11 protein-coding genes and 1 pseudogene are annotated in these 19,689 nt (G+C 52.3%); 9 read left to right on the forward strand and 3 right to left on the reverse strand.

The window, feature by feature from the left end; translation table 11 throughout:
* From fusA to IPH59_09905, 9 genes are all read left to right on the forward strand, one after another.
* Entirely contained in the window at window positions 1-2,082 is a 2,082-nt protein-coding gene (fusA, locus tag IPH59_09865; protein MBK7092008.1) for an elongation factor G, read from the forward strand.
* Between the two features lie 231 nt (window positions 2,083-2,313).
* Window positions 2,314-2,907, forward strand: coding sequence for an outer membrane beta-barrel protein (locus tag IPH59_09870; GenBank protein MBK7092009.1), 594 nt, complete (start codon window positions 2,314-2,316; stop codon window positions 2,905-2,907).
* A 424-nt stretch (window positions 2,908-3,331) separates the two neighbouring features.
* Window positions 3,332-3,949 carry an outer membrane beta-barrel protein gene (locus tag IPH59_09875; protein ID MBK7092010.1) on the forward strand — a complete coding sequence of 206 codons (618 nt, stop codon included), beginning with the start codon at window positions 3,332-3,334 and terminating at the stop codon, window positions 3,947-3,949.
* A gap of 182 nt (window positions 3,950-4,131) precedes the next feature.
* Entirely contained in the window at window positions 4,132-4,722 is a 591-nt protein-coding gene (locus tag IPH59_09880; protein ID MBK7092011.1) for a hypothetical protein, read from the forward strand.
* A gap of 276 nt (window positions 4,723-4,998) precedes the next feature.
* Entirely contained in the window at window positions 4,999-5,373 is a 375-nt protein-coding gene (locus IPH59_09885) for a hypothetical protein (GenBank protein ID MBK7092012.1), read from the forward strand.
* A gap of 96 nt (window positions 5,374-5,469) precedes the next feature.
* Complete coding sequence (locus IPH59_09890) at window positions 5,470-6,951, forward strand: hypothetical protein (protein ID MBK7092013.1); 1,482 nt, start codon at window positions 5,470-5,472, stop codon at window positions 6,949-6,951.
* A 126-nt stretch (window positions 6,952-7,077) separates the two neighbouring features.
* Window positions 7,078-8,418 (forward strand): NAD(P)/FAD-dependent oxidoreductase, encoded by a 1,341-nt coding sequence (locus IPH59_09895; GenBank protein ID MBK7092014.1) that lies wholly within the window; start codon window positions 7,078-7,080, stop codon window positions 8,416-8,418.
* Window positions 8,419-8,590: 172 nt separating this feature from the next.
* A complete protein-coding gene (locus IPH59_09900; protein MBK7092015.1) occupies window positions 8,591-10,357 on the forward strand; it encodes a hypothetical protein in 1,767 nt (588 codons plus the stop codon).
* Window positions 10,358-10,663: 306 nt separating this feature from the next.
* Complete coding sequence (locus tag IPH59_09905) at window positions 10,664-14,479, forward strand: S8 family serine peptidase (GenBank protein MBK7092016.1); 3,816 nt, start codon at window positions 10,664-10,666, stop codon at window positions 14,477-14,479.
* Window positions 14,480-14,798: 319 nt separating this feature from the next.
* Here the strand turns inward: IPH59_09905 and nifJ are convergent.
* The 3 genes and pseudogenes from nifJ to IPH59_09920 form a co-directional block, all read right to left on the reverse strand.
* Window positions 14,799-18,354: pseudogene (gene nifJ, locus IPH59_09910) on the reverse strand (pyruvate:ferredoxin (flavodoxin) oxidoreductase).
* A 155-nt stretch (window positions 18,355-18,509) separates the two neighbouring features.
* On the reverse strand, window positions 18,510-19,070 hold the full coding sequence (locus IPH59_09915; GenBank protein MBK7092017.1) for a dCTP deaminase: 561 nt from the start codon (window positions 19,068-19,070) through the stop codon (window positions 18,510-18,512).
* A 55-nt stretch (window positions 19,071-19,125) separates the two neighbouring features.
* Window positions 19,126-19,533 (reverse strand): Rrf2 family transcriptional regulator, encoded by a 408-nt coding sequence (locus tag IPH59_09920; protein ID MBK7092018.1) that lies wholly within the window; start codon window positions 19,531-19,533, stop codon window positions 19,126-19,128.
* Between the last annotated feature and the right edge of the window lie 156 nt (window positions 19,534-19,689).

Here is a 19,689-nt window from a genome sequence, read left to right on the forward strand (position 1 = left end):
TTGAAAGAGTATCTCGCTGACCAAATTCGCAACATTGGACTGGTAGGACACGGTAGCTGCGGCAAAACGTCTCTTGCCGAATCGATTCTCTTCTCCACCAAAGCTATCCAGCGTCTTGGTAAGGTTGACGACGGTACGACTGTCTCCGACCATACGGAGGAAGAGACACGCCGCAAAATCTCCATTTCTGCGACTCTGTTGCACGCCGAGCACAAGGGCTGCAAGATTAACATCATCGACATGCCGGGCTTTGCCGATTTCATCGGCGAGGTTGTTGCCGGATTGCGCGTAGTTGATACCGCGCTGATCGTTGTCGATGCCTTGAGCGGTCCCGAATCGGGCACCGAATATGCATTCGACCTGGCGGAAACGTATCGTTGTCCGGCGGCCTTCATAATTAACAAGATCGAAAAAGAACATGTGAATTTTGAAGCCACGCTTGCCAAGCTGCATGACAATGTCAGCCCGCGCTGTTTGCCGGTGCAGATTCCGATTGGCGAAGCGCTCAATTTTAAGGGATTTGTTGATATCCTTAAGATGAAGGGCTTCGAGTACAACGCCGACGGCACGACCAAAGAAGTGCCGATTCCGGCTGATGTCAACGCTAAGGCTACTGAAGCACGCGAAAAGCTTACCGAAGCTGCCGCTGAAGCCGATGACGCGCTGCTTGAGAAGTTTTTCGAGTCGGGCGAATTGTCACAAGAAGATCTCGACAAGGGACTCAAGGCAGCCATTGCCAAGCGGGTGCTATTCCCGGTATTCATCAGTGCGGCGACCTCGAACAAGGGTGCTCTGCCGCTGCTTGATTTTGTCGTCACCTATTTCCCGGATCCGACTTTTGTCGCTGAGACCAATGCGCTCAAGGACGACAAAGTTGTGTCGATCAAGTTGGGCGAGAACGAGCCGCTTTGCGTGTTCTTGTTCAAGACCGTAGCCGAGCGCCACGTTGGCGAGCTTTCGCTGTTCCGTATTTATTCGGGACACTTGAAATCGGGCGAAGAAGTTTTCAATTCGAATAAGAAAAACACCGAAAAGGTCGCCCAAATGTTTTCGCTCAACGGCAAGGAACGCACCGATATGCCGGTGGTTCATGCCGGTGATCTTGGCGCATTTGTCAAACTTAAGGATGCCCGTACCGGCTATACTCTTTGCTCGCGCAACAGCGGAATCGTCATGCCGCCAATCGAATTCCCGGTCTCGACGATTGAATTCGCCGCTCAGACGGCCAACAAGGGTGAAGAAGACAAACTCGGCGCCGGACTTACGGCATTGAGCCATGAAGATCCGACTTTTCACTATGAGATTAGCCCAGAATTGCACCAGACTATCCTCCATGGCCAGGGCGAGCTGCATTTGGATGTTGTTTGCAAGAAGCTCAAATCCAACTATGGTATTGAAGTCGAATTGACGCAGCCGAAGATTGCTTTCCGCGAGACGATTACGCGCAAAGGCGAAAAGGCGTATCGCTACAAGAAGCAGTCGGGTGGTCGCGGACAGTTTGGTGATGTTTCGATCAAGATCGAGCCATTGGCACGCGGCGGTGGATTCGAATTTGTCGACGCCATCACCGGCGGTGTGATTCCGGCGAAGTTTGTTCCTTCGGTCGAGAAGGGCGTGATTGAGGCAATGGAGCGCGGTGTCATTTCCGGCAATAAGGTCGTAGATGTGCGCGTGACGTTGTTCTTCGGATCATATCATACGGTTGACTCATCCGATATGGCATTCAAGATTGCCGGATCGATCGCCTTCAAAGAGGGCGCGGTCGAATGTAATCCGATTCTGCTTGAACCGATCTATGATCTCGAAATCACGGTTCCGGACAGTCATACCGGCGACGTGATGGGAGATATGTCTTCCCGTCGCGGCAAGATTCTTGGAATGGAGCCGGCAGGGAAGTATCAGCGCGTCAAGGCGCAGGCGCCGTTGTCGGAGCTATTCAAGTATGCGACCTCGCTGCGCTCGATGACAGGCGGCAGGGGACGACATACTCAGAAGTTCGGGCATTATGATCCGGTGCCGAGAGAAATCACGGACAAGATCGTAGCCGAGTACGAGAAGCACCGTACCGAGGATAAGCACTAAGCGATCTCCACGATGTTGCAGCAATATGGCGCGGCGGATTAGAAGTCTGCCGCGTTTTTTATGTGAAGGCGTTGTATGTATACTTTAGCCGTCCACGAACACCACAAAACTTTTTGTTGACGGACTCGTCTTAACTCGTTATTCAGAATTTGATCGAAGCCCTACTGCTTCGAGTTTGGGTACAATTCGAACTGAAGTAACATAACTTATAAACAGACCAAGGAGTCACGAATGAAGAGATTCGTAATTTCCGCCACGCTTATCGTGTTGCTGGCGGCTTCCGCCGGTTCAGCGGCATCGCTCAAATCTATGATGATGGTTGGCCCTTACGCGGGTTACACCCTCGGCCTTAGCGGCTTCGATGACTATGAAGACGAGTTCATTAAGACTTCATATGGCCCTGGAATCAACTTCGGCGGCAATTTCCACTACGGTCTGAACGAGAAGATGATGATCGGAGGAGAAATCTACTTCCAAAGTTTCAAGGCTGAGGCGGAATCAAAGGATCCTAATTTTTCACAAGTGAACTATTCCGAGTCTGAGTCAGGGACGAGCTTCCTGTTCAGCGCACTATACGCCATGAGCTATATGCAGCGGGCGATGCTTTTGCTGAACGCAGGCGCCGGCCTATATGATGGCGGCTCCGATAGTGACATCGGTTTCTTCGGCGGCGTCATGTATCAGCGCATGCTGAAGTCGACAATGTCGCTTTATCTGATGGCTCGCATGCATTTCGTCATGGCGAGCGAGACATTCATGATGCTTCAGTTGGCAGTTGGTCTTCATTTCTGGCTGGGTAACACCGGCGCTCCAATGGAAATGTAGTAACCAGATTTCGCAAAAATAGTCAGGGCGAAGCCACGCTTCGCCCTTTGACGTTCCTCGCCAACGCTATATTAATCAATCACTTGCACCGTTTTAATTTGACTGTTTTTCTCCTCTATTCCAAAAGTTTTTGTTGCGTTGAATATCGATAAAATGTGATACTTGCCCCCGTGGAGATTAGTCCCCTTGGTGAGTGGGACTCGCAATTGAATGCTAAACTGAATACTCGAAGGATGGTGATCGCTGCCGCTAACTTTCAGGGATGATTTGTGTTGTTTGCCTTTTCTAACTCGTCGTGGGTTAGGCTGTTAACTCACAATTCAGTGAACGATTTCACGAATCAGTTCAAACGAACTGCTGAAATAACAACGTAAGATAAAACTGTAAGAGTGAAGAGACTCAACTAAATCGAAAGGATTCACAAATGAAGAAGACTCTTATTGCGATGGTGGTGCTTCTGATGGCCGCTTCGCTCTCCGCCCAAGGGATCGGCGATCTCAAGGGTAAAATGGCCGTCGGCGGATTTATTAACTACGGTATCGGCTTTGGAAAGATGTTTGACGACTACGAAGAGACCTTTGAAGACTTTACCGTCAAGAATGAGACCTCTCTCGGTATCTCGTTCGGCGGCAAGTTCCTTTATGGTTTGGCTCCGAAGATGGCGGTCGCTGCTTCTGTCGATCGTCAGTCCATTAAGTACAAGGGCGAAGCATCTGGCGACCTTGGCGGATTCGAAGACATATTCAATTATGACGAAACCGAAAGCTGGATCGCAATCAACGTGAACGGCGTCTATTTCTTCTCACCTGAAAAGAAAATGTGTCCGTATGCCGAGGCAGGTCCCGGTTACTATATGCCTTCGCACGAAGATGCCGACTCCAAGTTTGGAATCAACGGCGGTCTTGGTATCCTGTACATGGTCAGCCCGACCGTGGGTGTAGACCTCGGTGGTCGTTTCCATATGATCTTCACCGAAGAAGAGAAGACCAACTACGCCGAGATTCATGGCGGCGTAAATGTGTTCTTCGGCGGCACGAAGTAATTCGACCTCAGATTTAACAGATCGAAAATTACGTACTTTCAGACGGCGGACATTGAGTCCGCCGTTTTTTTTGTGTATTGCCAAATTGTTCCAGCAGGGTTGATTTCTCTTGACGATCAGAGACCCTCATTACTATATTCTAAGCGCATACAAAGCGCTGACTACAAGAGAAAGGTGGACCAATGTTCAGTCGAGTTTCAATTATTGCGACTCTTTTCCTATTGCTGTTTGCAGGCGTAGGATTTGCCGGCCAGTCACCATTCAGCCGCGGTAGCCTTCTTATCGGAGGCGGCGGCACCTATCAGAGTTTCTCGCCGGACGAGGAATCAGGCGATGAAAATCTCGACATCGTCGTCATGTCCGACATTGGCTATTTGTCCCAGTGCGTGCGCAGGGATATCGTTGATGCTTGGAAGAGTATCTTACGGCGACATGGATTTCAGCGCTGCGGCAATCGGGCCAGAGCTGACCTACTACTTTGCGAGCCGATCGCAATTGGAAAGCTACAGGCGCGCAGGCCCTACTACGGTTCGGCGCTGATCGGTACCGTGAGTGAGGGAGAGGCGGATCTTGATTTCCGCTCGTTTTCTCTGGGTGCGGGCGCAATCGCGATGTTTGCCAAGAATATCGGCGGCTACTGCGAAGTGAGTTACAATTTCGATCATTTCAAGACCATTGAACCGGCGGCCAGCGTTTGGGATACCGAAGACGAGATCAAGTATGACGGCAAGCGCCTAGGTGTTGAGCTTGGGTTGCGGTTGTTCATTTGGTAGGGGAGAGGGTGAGATTCACTTGGCGGTTGGTGCGGACTGTTCGAGGCGTCGGTAAAAAGAGGCCGGGAGTCTTGCGACGTCACCTGGCAACTGCTGTCGTCTGTTGCCGCGTTTAGCGAAGGGCGGCCAGACGATACTAAATCGAGCGAAAGCAGGAAGGGGTTCAGCTCTTCAGTTGGATTCGGTGCCGGTGTTGTCACGCTGCATCAGCTTTATCATTTGAACGGACCTGATTGGAAGTCGCCGACATACACACATCTGGCCTTGCGGACAACCGTGAGGGTTGGATACGCACCGAGCGATTATTTTGTCCCCTATATTTGCAGCAATTATTCATGGTATCGGTTCAAATTCGCCGCCACAAATAATCACGAGATCACCATCAGCGGACTATTGGGTATCGGAATGGCGTTCTATGTATCACCCACGATGCCCACATCATACCTTTTCGTCGAAGTTGGCCAAGCCTCATTTAAGGCGCCATTCAAGAAGCAAGTCGGTACAGGGCGGGGCGCGGGAGCGGCGATTGGAATTGGCTATCAATTCACTCACCACCACTCCATTGAATTCAGTGCAAACTACGGCACTACGAACTCCAAAAATCTCGCCACCAATGCTTGGAGCTATGCAATTGCATTCAATCTGAATTGATTACTCCGGCTTGTCGCCAGCTTCGTAAAGTTAACAGCAGTTGATTCAAGAAAATTTAACTGTTGGACATTCTCGTTCGACGGTTGATTTTAGTGCATGGCAAACTCTGAAACGCAGATGCACGAACAAGGGGATGGCTCGCAATCGCCGCGGTTGGTCGATCGACTAACATCGGAGGCGAATCTGTGGGCGATACTGGTCTCGCTGGTGATGGTGGCATACGTGCTTCTGCATTGTATGGCGGATTCGAAACTGCCGTTGCCGTGGGTCGATGAGTCGCATTTTCTCTGGCAAGCGGTGGCATTTTCGGAACACGGTAATCTTCACGCGCCTGAACTTAATGTTGAACGGACTATTCATTGGATGCCGCCCGGGTACTTCGTTGTCGTCGGGTCAGTATTCAAGTTCACTGGCGTCTCGCTGGGAGTTGCGCGGGGTGTCTCGTTGCTTGCGATGATGATGGCGGCGGTGGTAGTATTCACAATGGTGCGGCGCTTCGGCGTGCGCCTGCTTGGCTTGATCATCGGTGCTGGGTTCTTCCTGTCGGTGCCCTCTATCAAAGCTGGAAATGTTGCCCGCATGGATTCGCTATTGTGGCTGATGGTGGTCAGCGGGTTTGGTTTGATATTGAAGCAAAGGCAGATGCTGGGACTTTCGCTGATGGCGCTGTCTGTGCTTGTGCATCCCAACGGGGTTTACTTTTTGGGATTTGCGTTGGCTCTATGCTTATTCGAGAATATTCGTGATGGGAAGTGGCGGCGGCTCGATGCATTTGACATCACTGTTATTGGCATTACTTCAGTCGCGTGGGTCGGATATCTCGTGTATGTCAGCGGGCACTGGAGCGACTTCCAAAGCGATATGGCGTTTCAGTTAGCGCGGAAGTCCTCCTATGACTTGAGCCGTTTGATTACATTCAACAACATTGGCGAATTGATTGTCGCGACCGCCGCAGGAGTCTATTGCTGGCGCAAGTCACTGCCGGTTGGAAAGCTGTTCTTTCTCGCGATACCGGCGTGGCTGGTGTATGTGATCGGCATTGAGATGTGGTACAAGTTCATGTATGGAATGGGGTATTTTCTGCTCGCGGTGATCTGTTTGGTTGTGCTTGAACATTACTTTACTGAAAAGTCGATTCGCATTTTCCAGCGACTTCGGCCGGTGGTCTTAGCTGTTTCGGCAGTGATTATTGTTGTTGGGGCGATGTATTGGCATCAAAGGCAGATCCCCGGCATGAAGTACATGACAATGGATGATCTCGCTGACGTTGGCGGTCAACTTGATTCGCTGGCGGTGAGTCATCCCGGATCGGTCATCGAGTTCTTCCCGACGCCCGATGCGTTCTACTTCATGGAACAGCGCGAACGGGGTCTGCAATTTAGCAATCCGAAGTTTTCAACGCGCCGGCCGGACTACTTTCTTGTCCGCGAGTCTGCGATTTTCGCAGCGCATTTCAATCCCGAAAGCCAGGGCGTATCGGAGATTCAGGGTTGGGGGACTGGTGAGATTGCGAAACATCTTATCCGGTCGCGAGGCGGCAGCGAAAAATGGTATCTCATTCCGGTTGGAAATGATTAAATTGCCGGCGCGTAATATCGCTCTATGAAGTCCATTTGTCCCTTGTGAAATTTGGAACCAATCAGTCGATAATACGTTAAGAAGAGTGAACAACAGTGGCGATTGTTCTTACAGGAGTTCAACGCTATGACAGTAAACGTCCCCATATCGAATCTTCCCCGCCTGGTTATCGTTGGCGGCGGTTTTGCAGGGCTCACTCTTGCCCGTAAGCTGAAGGGCGCCGACCTGCAAATCATTCTCCTCGACAAGAACAACTATCACACTTTCCAGCCGCTTCTATATCAGGTAGCCACTGCCGGCTTGGAGCCAGATTCTATCGCGTATCCATTGCGCAAGATACTTCGCAGTCAAAAGAACTTGATCTTCCGGATGGCGGAGGTCGCGGCGGTACATCCCGACACGCAAGAGATCGAGACCAGTATTGGCCGTCTGCGCTATGATTATCTGGTGATGGCGACCGGTTCGCGCACGAACTACTTCGGCAACGACAAGCTGGGCGAAAAGGTGATGCCGCTTAAGTCGATTCAGGATGCGTTTAATCTCAGGAATTTCGTATTGCGCCGATTCGAGAAGGCGCTGTTGACAAATGACATCGACGAGCGCGAGTCGTTGATCAGTTTTGTTATTGTCGGCGGCGGACCGACCGGTGTTGAGACTGCCGGTGCGCTGGCTGAGTTGAAGCGGCATATACTTCCGATTGACTATCCCGAACTCGATATGCGCCGGATGCAAATCCACGTGGTCGAAGCAGCGCCGCGTTTGTTAGCGGCGATGTCGGAACCGGCAGGGGAGCATGCGGACAAATTCCTGAAGGAACTCGGAGTCACGATCTGGTTGAATGCGCCGGTCAAGGATTTCGACGGCATCAATGTCGTACTCGGGAATGGCAAGTCGATTCGCAGTGGAACCGTAATTTGGACGGCGGGAGTACTCGGCTCGCCGCTAAAGGGGCTCGCTGCCGATTCGCTCACGCGTAACCAGCGCGTCAAGGTTGATAACTTCAATCGCGTGCGCGGATACGAAAACATCTTCGTTATCGGAGACCTTGCCTGCATGCCGACAGAGAGCTATGAAAACGGACATCCGATGGTTGCTCAGGTCGCGATGCAGCAGGGGAGACGTCTTGCGGATAATCTCATGCGTCTTCAGCGCGGGAAGGAACTTCGCCCGTTTGTTTACAACAATCTGGGCGATCTCGCTACTGTGGGACGCAATCGCGCGGTCGCTGATTTTGCGCACTTCAAGGCGCAAGGTTTTCTGGCGTGGGTGTTGTGGATATTTGTGCACCTGATGAATCTTGTCGGATTCCGCAACAAGCTGGTGGTGTTGATTAACTGGGTTTGGAACTACATCACTTATGATCGCAGTATCAGACTGATTTTTGGCGGTTGGCGCACCACGCCGTCCGCGCCGGGGAAGCCAGCCCAGTCGTCATCTGACCAAAAGCCGACAACCTTGGTGTTGTGATCGGCTTGAGCAGGATTGTCAGCTCAAAACCTACCTTGACAAACCGTTGAATTGCACTAAATTATCAACTTACCCACGCGGCAAAGTTCATTCTGTTCTTTGCCTCAACATTCTTAAAATCACCGCCGATTGAGTCGTGACCGCATCGTGCGTTTCGACCGATAGATATGATATGAAACTACTTACCAACATCCGCAGATTCCTTCAGTGCTTTTCAATGCTCGCAATTGTGTTGCTTGCCACCGCGTTTTTGATTCCATCCAACGTTTTGTTTGCCGACACGGAGGGGGACTGGTGCGGGACAACGACTAGATATCTTGAAGCCAACAGCAGTCGATACGATAAGGCGCTGGCGGATTGTCCGATTGAAGGGCCGTGCGATGTTCCGACGATGCGCGATTCATTCCATCCGTCAACCAGCGACTCGATGACGTGGTTGAAGATCATGATTCACGTCTTCCGCAACAACGATGGCTCGTCGCCACAGGCGAGCGCCGCGACGGTGGTATCGCAAATGAAAGAGCTAAACAAGGATTACTTGCCGTCAAGAATCCAATTCTCTTATGATTGGCGGTTTGTCGATGATAGTCGCTATCGTTCGATGTCTGAGGATGAATTTTTCCCGATGAAGAATCAGTACGCGATCGACCCGCAGCATCAGATCAATGTCTTCGTGGGCTATGTCGAGGCGTCATATTCTTACGGTACATTCCCTTGGGATCCGGCTTGCTTGACCAATCAGGGCGGCATAGTCATGACGACGCCGCACTTTATTGCAGACGAGAGTACGCTTGCTCATGAGGTGGGCCACTGCCTCGGTTTGTGGCACACATTTCATGGTGTCAGCGAAGTTGGACCGGGATGCGGCGGTTGCCGCGAGCGTTCCGATGGATTCGAAACTGATTTTACCGGCGACTTCTGTGCCGATACCAGACCAACACCGACAAATAATTTCTGCACCGACCTTACCGGGTTGGATCTTTGCAGCGGGACGCCGTGGGCTCCGACGCCGCTGAGCAATTTCATGGGTTACTCCGGCAGTTCGTGTTGGGATCGTTTCTCGGAGCAGCAGAAGGGAAGAATGCATTGTTGGCTCAACAATGAGTTGGTGTCGTGGCGCTGTTCAGCGGGTGTGGATTCAGATGGTGATGCTATCAGCGACTTGTGCGACAACTGCAATGGGACTCAAAACAACAGCCAAGCAGATATTGATTTCGATACTATCGGCGATACATGCGATCCCTGTGTTGATTCGGATTTTGACGGAGTCGGCGATGCCGGATTCGTCAGCTTCGGTTGTCCTACCAACGACAACTGCCGATTTATAGCGAACGCCGACCAACTTGATACGGACAGCGACGCGATCGGTGATGCCTGCGACAATTGTCCCGACGTTGCCAATGCCAACCAGCGAGATAAGAACGGTGACGGCATCGGTGACATGTGCGACGGCAATCTGCATATCATCAGCTACTCTTTGCCGAACGGCACGCTGAACTTGCCATACAATCAACCACTCTCAGCGATCAATGGAACGCGACCCTACAAGTGGACGATGCTTGGCGGTGATTTGCCGTTTGGGTGCAATTTTAACGGCGGTGATGTCGGTTCAATAACCGGAACGCCGACTTGGGCAGCGGATTACTTCATGACTTTCTCGCTGGAAGATTCCGGCAATCCGGTGCAGTACGATACGATTGCGCTTTCCATTGCTGTAATAGAACCGCTTTACATTTGCGGTGATCCGAACAAGAGCGGCTCGATTGATATCGCGGATGCGCTCGCGTTAATCAATTACATCTTTTCGTCGGGCGTGGCGCCCAATCCGATGGAATCAGGGGATACGAACTGTTCCGGCGGAGTCGATGTCGGAGATGTAGTACTGCTGATTAACTACACCTTCGCGGGCGGGGCTGTGCCGTGTTCTGCGTGTCCGTAGGGGGGATTGAGCCTCATGTCAATCCATCGACCTCCTAATCCAATATCACCAACGACTTAGCGGAGAGCAATAATGACCCCTTTCGGGGCAATAAATCCCCGTAATTCCGGCCAAGTCATTGATTGACATATTGAAATTAGCCCCTATATTGTAAACGAACTATACTCGCTGGATTAGTACTGACCTGCGCCTGAATCTGTATTCAGGCCCGTTTTCGCTTTTGCAGCTGATTTTACAAGCTTATCTACCTGGTAATGATTGAAAATAATGTACTTCTACTTTCCGAGCAACTCAAGGAGCAAAACAATGACAAATGCTAAGAGCAAGGTCCTCCGCTCTTTACGACATTTGGTCGCAGCGGCAATGCTGGCATCTGTACTTGCGATTTCAGCGCAGGCACAGGCACCGGCGACTTACAAGGAACCAACTTACACAGAAGGCGAACTGCTGATTCAGGTCAGCCGCTACGTCGACGCCAAGGCGGTCGGGGATGCTTTTCCGATTCAGGGTCTCAGGGCGGTCGAACTGCTTTCGCCGGACATGAATATTTGGCTCTATTCGTATGATGATGCGGGCTGGACCAAGGAAATGCGCGAGTCATTCCTTGAAGATGTTCGCGACAACTATGGAGTGCTGCTGGCACAGTTCAACCACCATGTGACTTTGCGCGCCACGATACCGAATGACGCAGGATTTGGTCAACAGTACTGCCACAACAATACCGGCCAATCAGGCGGCACCGTAGACGCTGATATGGATAGTCCTGAAGCTTGGGACATCACTACCGGCGGCACCACGAGCACCGGTGATGAAATCGTCGTCGCGATTGTCGACGGCGGTTGCGATCTCGCTCACCCTGATATCAACTATTGGAAAAACAGCGACGAAATCCCGAGCAACGGTATTGACGATGATGCCAATGGCTATATCGACGACTATGATGGTTGGGATGCGTACGCCATGGATGGTTCAGTGCCGAGCAACTCGCACGGAACTCACTGCGCCGGTATTGCTGCAGCGCGCGGCAACAACGGAATTGGCGTAACCGGCGTTAGCTGGAATTGCAAGGTCATGCCTGTTGCAGGTTCATCCGGAACGGAGTCCATCGTTGTTCGTGCTTATGCATATGTGCTGAAAGAGAGAAAGCTTTACAATCAGACCAACGGCGCACAGGGTACGTTCGTTGTCGCAACCAACTCATCGTTCGGTGTCGACTTCGGCCAGCCGGCCAACTTCCCGCTGTGGTGCGCATACTACGATTCACTTGGAAATGCCGGTGTTCTTAATGCCTGCGCTACTGCAAATCAGAACATCAATGTTGATACCAACGGCGATATCCCGACAGCTTGCGGAAGCCCCTATATGATTTCCGTAACTAACACGACGCGCACTGACGCACGTAATTCGGGTGCCGCTTATGGACTGACGACAATCGATCTTGGCGCTGCCGGGACCGATGTTTATTCCACACTCCCCGGTGCGAGCTACGGCAACAACACCGGTACTTCAATGGCCACACCGCAAGTTTGCGGCGCGATTGGTCTCTTGTGGTCGGAAGCTTGCGTTACGATGATGGCGGCTTACAAACAGAACCCCGGCGCGCTGGCTCTTGTAATGCGCGATTTCTTGCTCGACGGTGTTGATCCGAAACCATCGCTGGCGGGAATCACTGTCACCGGCGGACGTTTGAATGTTTACAACAGTCTTCTGCTCGTGCAAAGTTATCCTTGCGGTGTTTCTATCTCGCACACCGGTCTTACCGACACGAAAGAGATAGTCAATCCGTATCCGGTGGTGTGTAACATCGCTGCCGATGCTGCGCTTGTTCCGGACTCTTTGTTCTTGAAGTATACGATCAACTTCACGCCGTATCTTGACACGTTGGTCACGACGGGCAATCCGAATGAGTACGTTGGTTACATTCCGGCGCAGTCGCCTGGAACCGAGATCAATTATTATCTCGAAGCACATGCCATCAACGGCAAAGCGGATACCACCGCGACCTATTCGTTCCGCGTGATCGATTACGCAATGCTGCTCACGCCGAGTGCTTCGTCGACATCCGGTGCGGTCGATGACACGGTGTTCCACAACTTCACACTGACCAATGACGGCTTGTTCAATGACAGCTATAACTTGAGTTTGACCGGCGTCAATTGGGCGACTGGTATCTACGACAACGCCGGCACGTCAGTAATCTCTTCCACCGGCACACTGGCGCCGAATGCGATATTCAACTTCAAGGTGCGAGTGATTGTGCCGCTGTCATCCTATGGCCAGCAGGACACCTCGTTTGTGACGGCGGTATCCGTCGCCGAACCGCTGGTGACCAAGACTTCGTCCGTGCGTACAACCTCGGCTGGTCAGCCTTTGACGCTGCCGTTCGTTGATACCTTCCCGACCACGACACTCGAAGTCGCCAAGTGGGTTTACAACACCGGCGCTACGATTGATGGTGTCGGTACCAGCGAACCGTCAGCACTCTACAGCCTTCGCCTCAATGGCTCTGCCGACACGGTGATGTCGCAGGCAATCGACATGGAAGTTTCCGAAGGCGTCAATTTCAGCTATGCTTATGAACGTACCGGCGGCGGCAGTTCGCCTGAGACCGGTGACGATTTGATTATTGAGTATTTCAACGACCAGGGCAATTGGGTGGAGTTGAGCCGCCAGTTTGGTTCCGGTGCCGACATGACCGCCTATGCGACAGTCACTATCGGCGCTCCGCTTGATGCCTATCATTCGGCATTCCGCCTGCGTTTACGCAGTGTCGGCGCCTCCGACGACGATTGGTTTGTCGACGACATCGGTCTGGACTTCGGTCCAGAGATCGCTGTCAACCATGCCAGCTTCGACGAGACCGTCGCTATCGGCGATTCGACGAATGAGCAGTTGATTATCTCCAACTCAGGTCTTGGCGGGCTGAACTACTCGCTGGTGCTTCTGCCTGACTTCTCCAAGCGGATGCAGTTGTTCTCAGACCTTGCCGCATCCGGCCAGGTCAATCCGGCCAGCTATGCCACTGAACAGCCGCTGCTTCCGGAATCGAAAGCACAGGAGACTTCCAATCAGCGCGGACCGGAGGTCGTTTATGATGCCGGCGGTCCCGACAACTTCGGTTATTACTGGGTTGATTCCGATCAGCCGGGTGGTCCGGTGTACAACTGGGTCGACATCGAAGGGACCGGTACTCAGGTGACCGGTTTGGCAGACGACAACTTTGTCGGTCCATTCCCGATCGGATTCAGTTTCGCATACTATGATTCAGTCTATACGCAGTTCTACATTGCCAGCAACGGCTACATCGGTTTCGGTCCGACCACCGATTATGACGGCTTGACCAACGGCGGCTTGCCGTCGAACGCCACGCCGAACAATGCCATTTACTGGTGCTGGGATGACTTGAATATTCTTGATACTGACAATCCGGGCGGCAAGGTGCTGTATCAGGTTGTCGGCAGTGATCTTGTGATCCAGTTCGAGAAGTATCCGGAGTACAACTCCAATGCCGTCGTCGGCAACATCATCACGGCGCAGATCATTTTGTCGCCGAGCGGCAACATCAAGATTCAGTATGAATCGGCAGGCGCCAATATGGATCTGCTTGGCTGCACGATCGGTATGGAGAACAAGAACGGTCTTGACGGTTTGCAGGTAGCTCTTAATGCCGCCTACATCCATGCTGGGCTCGCCGTTGAGTTCACCAAGCCGGCGCAGTGGCTGTATCTGTCATCGCTGGGCGGCAGTGTCGCTCCGGGCACAGCGGATACGATTGACTTGCTCTTCTCGTCGGCTGATCTTGACACCGGCATTTACAAGTCGAAGATCAACATCTACAACAACGATCCGGTGCCGGGCAACAACCCGCTGGTAGTACCGGCGAAGTTGACTGTGACGCCTCCTCCTCCGCCGTACACTTGCGGTGATTGCGACAACAGCACCGTGGTCAACATCTCGGACGCTGTCTATCTGATCGCATTCGTCTTCTCCGGAGGTCCGGCTCCCAATCCGCTGATGTCAGCCGATGCCGACTGCAGCGGCGGGGTGAGCATCTCCGACGCGGTGTACTTGATCGCTTACGTCTTCTCAGGCGGACCATCGCCTTGCGCAGCTTGTAAGTAGACACACAATATCACACACGCACCATAAGAGGGGCATCCGGAAACGGATGCCCCTTTTGATTTGTGGTCCCTACCGTTCCACTGCAGCAACCGTCGTGAATCTGTCAACTGAGGAATTCGAGAATTCAAACGAATTCTACGCTGGATTCCCGCTTTCGCGGGAATGACGATCCCTTCGCGGGAATGACGATCCCTTCGCGGGGAAGCCTCTCTTACTTGTAAGGAATTTTCTGTGGCACTACACTAGAATTGCGGTCGTAAACAAGAAAGCGTTCCGCCGGAGCAGAACGCTTTCTTTGTTTATATGGATGCCTGTTGAGCTACTTCTTATCGACGGCGTAATCCATAGCAGCAAGCTGCTTGTAGAAGTTCCAGTGTGAGTTGACTTCAGCCTGGGCTTCTTCCATCATCTTCGCTGCAGCTGTCGGGTTCTGCGACTTGAGGGCGCGGAACCGGTTCTCGCCGTAAGCATATTCTGCCAACGGAATCGTCGGATCCTTGCTATCAAGCTGGAACGGGTTCTTGCCCTGGTCGCGAAGCAGCGGATTGTAGCGGAACATAACCCAGTGGCCAGATTCCACAGCTTTCTTCTGCTCATCGAGACCGTGCGCCATGTCGATGCCGTGGGCAATACAGTGCGAGTAAGCGATGATCAGCGACGGACCGTTATAGGCTTCGGCTTCAGCAAACGCTTTCACAGTCTGATTAGGACTTGCACCCATTGCGATGCGAGCGATATAGACATTGCCGTAGCTCATCATCTCAAGACCGAGGTCTTTTTTCGGAGCAGGGCGACCGCCGGCTGCAAACTGTGCAATGGCGCCGCGCGGCGTTGACTTCGACATCTGACCGCCGGTATTGGAGTAGACTTCGGTATCGAGTACCAGCAAGTTGACATTGCGTCCCGATGCCAGCACGTGATCCAAGCCGCCAAAACCGATATCATACGCCCAGCCGTCACCGCCGACGATCCACACCGATTTCTTGACGATGTAGTCAGCGATTGACAGCAGGTGTCTGGCTTCGGAAGAGTCGATCTTTTCCAACTGCTTCTTGATCTGATCGATCTTACCGCGCAGGACTTCGATTTCGATTTGGTTCGTTTGCGGAGCGCTGCGAATTTCTTCGACGCGATCCGGCATAACTTTCGCCATCAGTTCCATCGCAAATTCATGCATCTTGTCGATGGTCAAACGCATACCCAATCCGAATTCGGCGTTGTCCTCGAACAGGGAGTTGGACCACGCCGGTCCGCGACCGTCGGAGCGTTTGCAGTAGGGGGTAGTCGGCAAGTTGCCGCCGTAGATCGACGAACAGCCGGTCGCATTAGCGACGATGGCGCGGTCGCCGAACATCTGCGTCATGAGTTTGACGTATGGTGTTTCACCGCAACCAGCGCAGGCGCCGGAGAACTCAAACAACGGTTTGACGAACTGGCTGCCTTTGACGGTTGAGACATTGAACTTCGCCGAATCGGGCTCCGGCAGGTTCAGGAAGAACTCAAAGTTCTCCCGTTCCGGTTGGCGCAAGCGCGATCTGCGATGCCATGTTGATGGCGCGCTTATCGGTCTTGTTGCCTTGTTCATCCTTGGCGACAACCGGGCAAGCCTGAACGCAGACTTCGCATCCGGTACAATCTTCGGGCGCGACCTGAAGCGTGTACTTCAGACCCTTCAACTGCCCGGTCATAGCATCGATCGACTTGAAAGTCGCCGGTGCGTTTGCAAGGGCAGAGGCTTCGTAGAATTTCGGACGAATCGCCGCATGCGGGCAAACCAGCGAACAGATGTTGCACTGGATACAGATGTCAGCTTCCCACACCGGGATATCGATAGCGATGTTGCGCTTTTCGAATTCGGTGGTGCCGGTCATGTAAGAACCGTCTTCGGGGAATGCGCTCACCGGAAGTTCGTCACCGCGGCCTTCGATAATCGGTGCGGTCACCAATTTTACGAATTCCGGAGCGTGATCAGGAACTACACTGGGGCGATGCAATTTGCTGGTTACCGCCATCGGGTATTTCACCTGATGAACGCCGTTTATTCCAGCGTCAACCGCGGCGTTGTTCATTTCGACGACGCGTTCGCCCTTGTTGCCGTAGGTTTTCTTGATGGCTTCCTTGATCGCGGAAATCGCAAAGTCTTGTTTGATGATTCCCGAAATCACGAAGAACGCTGTCTGCATGATCATGTTGATGCGCGCGCCTAATCCCAGTTCTTTGGCGATTTTAACGGCATCGATGACATAGAATCTCGCCTTCTTGGCGATGATCGATTTTTGAAATTCGATCGGAAGATTGTCCCAGACTTCTTCGGCAGTGAACGGGCAAGTCAGGAGGAATGTTCCGCCTTCGACCAGTTTCTCAAGCATCTCATACTTTTCGACAAATGAGAAATTGTGGCAAGCAATGAAGTTCGCGCGGTTGATGAGATAGGGGCTTCTGATCGGGTCTTTGCTAAAGCGTACGTGCGACACCGTGACGGCGCCGGCTTTTTTGGAGTCGTACACGAAGTAGCCCTGAGAGTATGCCGACGTTTTCTCGCCGAGAATCTTGATCGAGTTCTTGTTGGCGCCGACCGTACCGTCGGAGCCGAGACCGTAGAATAATCCGCGGAAGACTTCGTCGGGTTCGATATCAAACTTGTTATCGACATCGAGCGAGGTGTGCGTGATATCGTCGACGATACCGACAGTGAAATGGTTCTTCGGCACGTCCTTCTTGATATTGTCCATTACGGCTTTCGCAGTTGCCGGGTAGAATTCTTTCGAGCCAAGACCGTAGCGGCCGCCGCTGACCTTTGGCATCGATTTGAACGGCGCAATCTTGCGCTCGGTCATTTCTTCCAATGCGGTCTGGACGTCAGTGTAGAGCGGTTCGCCGACACTGCCGGGTTCTTTTGTACGGTCGAGCACAGTAATCGCTTTGACGCTTGCCGGGATAGCTTTTGCGAAAGCTTCAACTGAGAACGGACGGTAGAGGCGGACTTTGATGAGACCAACTTTTTCGCCGTGGGCATTGAGATAGTCGATCGTCTCGTGCATCGCTTCGGCGCCTGAGCCCATCATCACGACGACGCGGTCGGCATCTGGTGCACCGAAGTAGTCAAAGAGATGGTATTGACGGCCGGTCAGTTTGGCGAACTGGTCCATCACGTCTTGAACAATCGGAATCGCCTTGATATAAAATTCATTGACGCGTTCGCGACCCTGGAAGTAGACATCAGGGTTTTGCGATGATCCACGCAGCAGCGGACGATCAGGGGTCAGAGCGCGCATGCGGTTTTCGATGACGATGCTATCAGGAATCATGGCGCGCATATCGTCGAAAGTCAACTCTTCGACTTTGGCGACTTCGTGCGAAGTGCGGAAGCCGTCGAAGAAGTGGACAAACGGTATCCGTGAACGCAACGATACGGCCTGTGCAATGAGTGCGTTGTCCATAGTCTCCTGCACTGAACCGGAAGCCAGCAAACCGAAGCCGGTCGAGCGGGTGGCCATAACGTCGCTATGGTCGCCGAAAATCGAGAGTGCTTGGACGGCAACGGCGCGGGCCGAAACATGAAACACGGTCGGCGACAATTCGCCGGCGATCTTGAACATGTTTGGAATCATCAGCAGGAGGCCCTGGGACGCCGTAAAGGTCGTTGTCAGAGCGCCGGTAGTGAGTGAGCCGTGGCAAGCGCCGGAAGCGCCGCCTTCGGACTGCATTTCGACTACGGTTGGGATTGTGCCCCAGATATTCTTTTCGTGTTTCGCCGATTTGGCGTCAGCGATTTCGCCCATTACCGATGACGGTGTGATCGGGTAGATGGCGATGACTTCATTGGTTGCATGTGCAACATGAGCGACGGCGGTGTTGCCGTCGATTGACACCATGCGGCGTTTGGCGGTTTTTGCTCCGCTATCACCGGCTGCCGTTTTCTGTTCTTTCTCGTGGCTATTTATCACAAAGATCACCAGATCCTTTCTGAACGTGGCGCCCTCATGACGCCATTTGAATCTTCTATTTGATAACGGCTCAGCCTGTGCGACTACTTGCGTATTCGCGCGCGGGTAATGCCTTTCTGAGCCTGATACTTGCCTTTTTTATCCGCATAAGAAGTTTCGCACAACTCGTCTGCTCCGATGAACAGCACTTGGGCGATACCTTCATTGGCATAAAGCCGAACCGGCAGGGGAGTGGTGTTCGATATCGAGATCGTGACGAACCCTTCCCATTCCGGCTCCAGCGGAGTTACGTTGACCACCACACCGCAGCGTGCGTAGGTCGACTTGCCGAAACAAATCGCCAGCACGTCGCGTGGAATACGGAAATACTCCAGGCTACGCGCCAGCACAAATGAATTCGGTGGTATCTTTATCGACTTCATTTTCATCGCAACAAAGTCGTCGCTACTTTGATCTTTCGGATCAATGACTGCGGCATGAACCGGCGTGTAGACTTTGAACTCATCTGAGAGTCTCATGTCGTATCCGTAGGATGACACGCCGAATGAGATAACTTGCTTGGAGACTTGCTTATTGGCGAACGGTTCAATCATCCGATTCTCCTTCGCCATCCGAACTATCCAATGATCTGGCTTTATCGACATAACTTATCCATGTTGAATGACCACTACAACTATCGACTTATCCAGAATGAATACGCTAATCTTGCCAATCGGTCAAATCTTTAATCGTATGTTCCGAAAAGACCTTGAGCAATCGAGCCTGTGCTTCCTCAAGCAGCTTGCGTAAGCTCAACATTGCCGGCGATTGGCCATCAGTTGGCTCGGTGAGGCACTTGGAGATGTAGTATGGGCCCTGGATGCTTTCGACGACTTCTTTGATGGTGATTTCGTGCGACGGTTTGCCGAGGGTGAAACCACCCTTGACACCGCGGTGCGAACGAATCAGTCCGGAACGCGACAGTGACTGAAATATCTTGGCCAAGAACTTCTCAGGCACTTTTTGATTTTCAGAAATCTCAGATAGCGGCGTGATCCGACCGGGCGGTTGGCTGGCCAGATACATGATGCCGAAGATTCCGTATTCCTCAGCCTTGGTGAACTGCATTGCGATACCTCTTTCATTTCGCTAATCGAGTAGTGGTTTCACTGCGATTCCGTCGCAGAAACGGAAGCATATAATGTGAAATAATTCACAAAGTCAAGTCTCGTTTCTATCTTCAGTTGCTAAATCTCAGTAACTCTCCACTCTATATTATACTTT

This window comes from bacterium, assembly GCA_016708315.1.
Classification (GTDB): domain Bacteria; phylum Zixibacteria; class MSB-5A5; order CAIYYT01; family CAIYYT01; genus JADJGC01.

Coding starts and splice junctions, on each gene's coding strand:
- IPH59_09920 (MBK7092018.1), bottom strand. CDS start 19,533: ATGCAGTTCACCAAGGCTGAGGAATACGGAATCTTCGGCATCATGTAT.
- IPH59_09905 (MBK7092016.1), top strand. CDS start 10,664: ATGACAAATGCTAAGAGCAAGGTCCTCCGCTCTTTACGACATTTGGTC.
- IPH59_09900 (MBK7092015.1), top strand. CDS start 8,591: ATGAAACTACTTACCAACATCCGCAGATTCCTTCAGTGCTTTTCAATG.
- IPH59_09895 (MBK7092014.1), top strand. CDS start 7,078: ATGACAGTAAACGTCCCCATATCGAATCTTCCCCGCCTGGTTATCGTT.
- IPH59_09875 (MBK7092010.1), top strand. CDS start 3,332: ATGAAGAAGACTCTTATTGCGATGGTGGTGCTTCTGATGGCCGCTTCG.
- IPH59_09870 (MBK7092009.1), top strand. CDS start 2,314: ATGAAGAGATTCGTAATTTCCGCCACGCTTATCGTGTTGCTGGCGGCT.
- IPH59_09915 (MBK7092017.1), bottom strand. CDS start 19,070: ATGTCGATAAAGCCAGATCATTGGATAGTTCGGATGGCGAAGGAGAAT.
- IPH59_09890 (MBK7092013.1), top strand. CDS start 5,470: ATGGCAAACTCTGAAACGCAGATGCACGAACAAGGGGATGGCTCGCAA.
- IPH59_09880 (MBK7092011.1), top strand. CDS start 4,132: ATGTTCAGTCGAGTTTCAATTATTGCGACTCTTTTCCTATTGCTGTTT.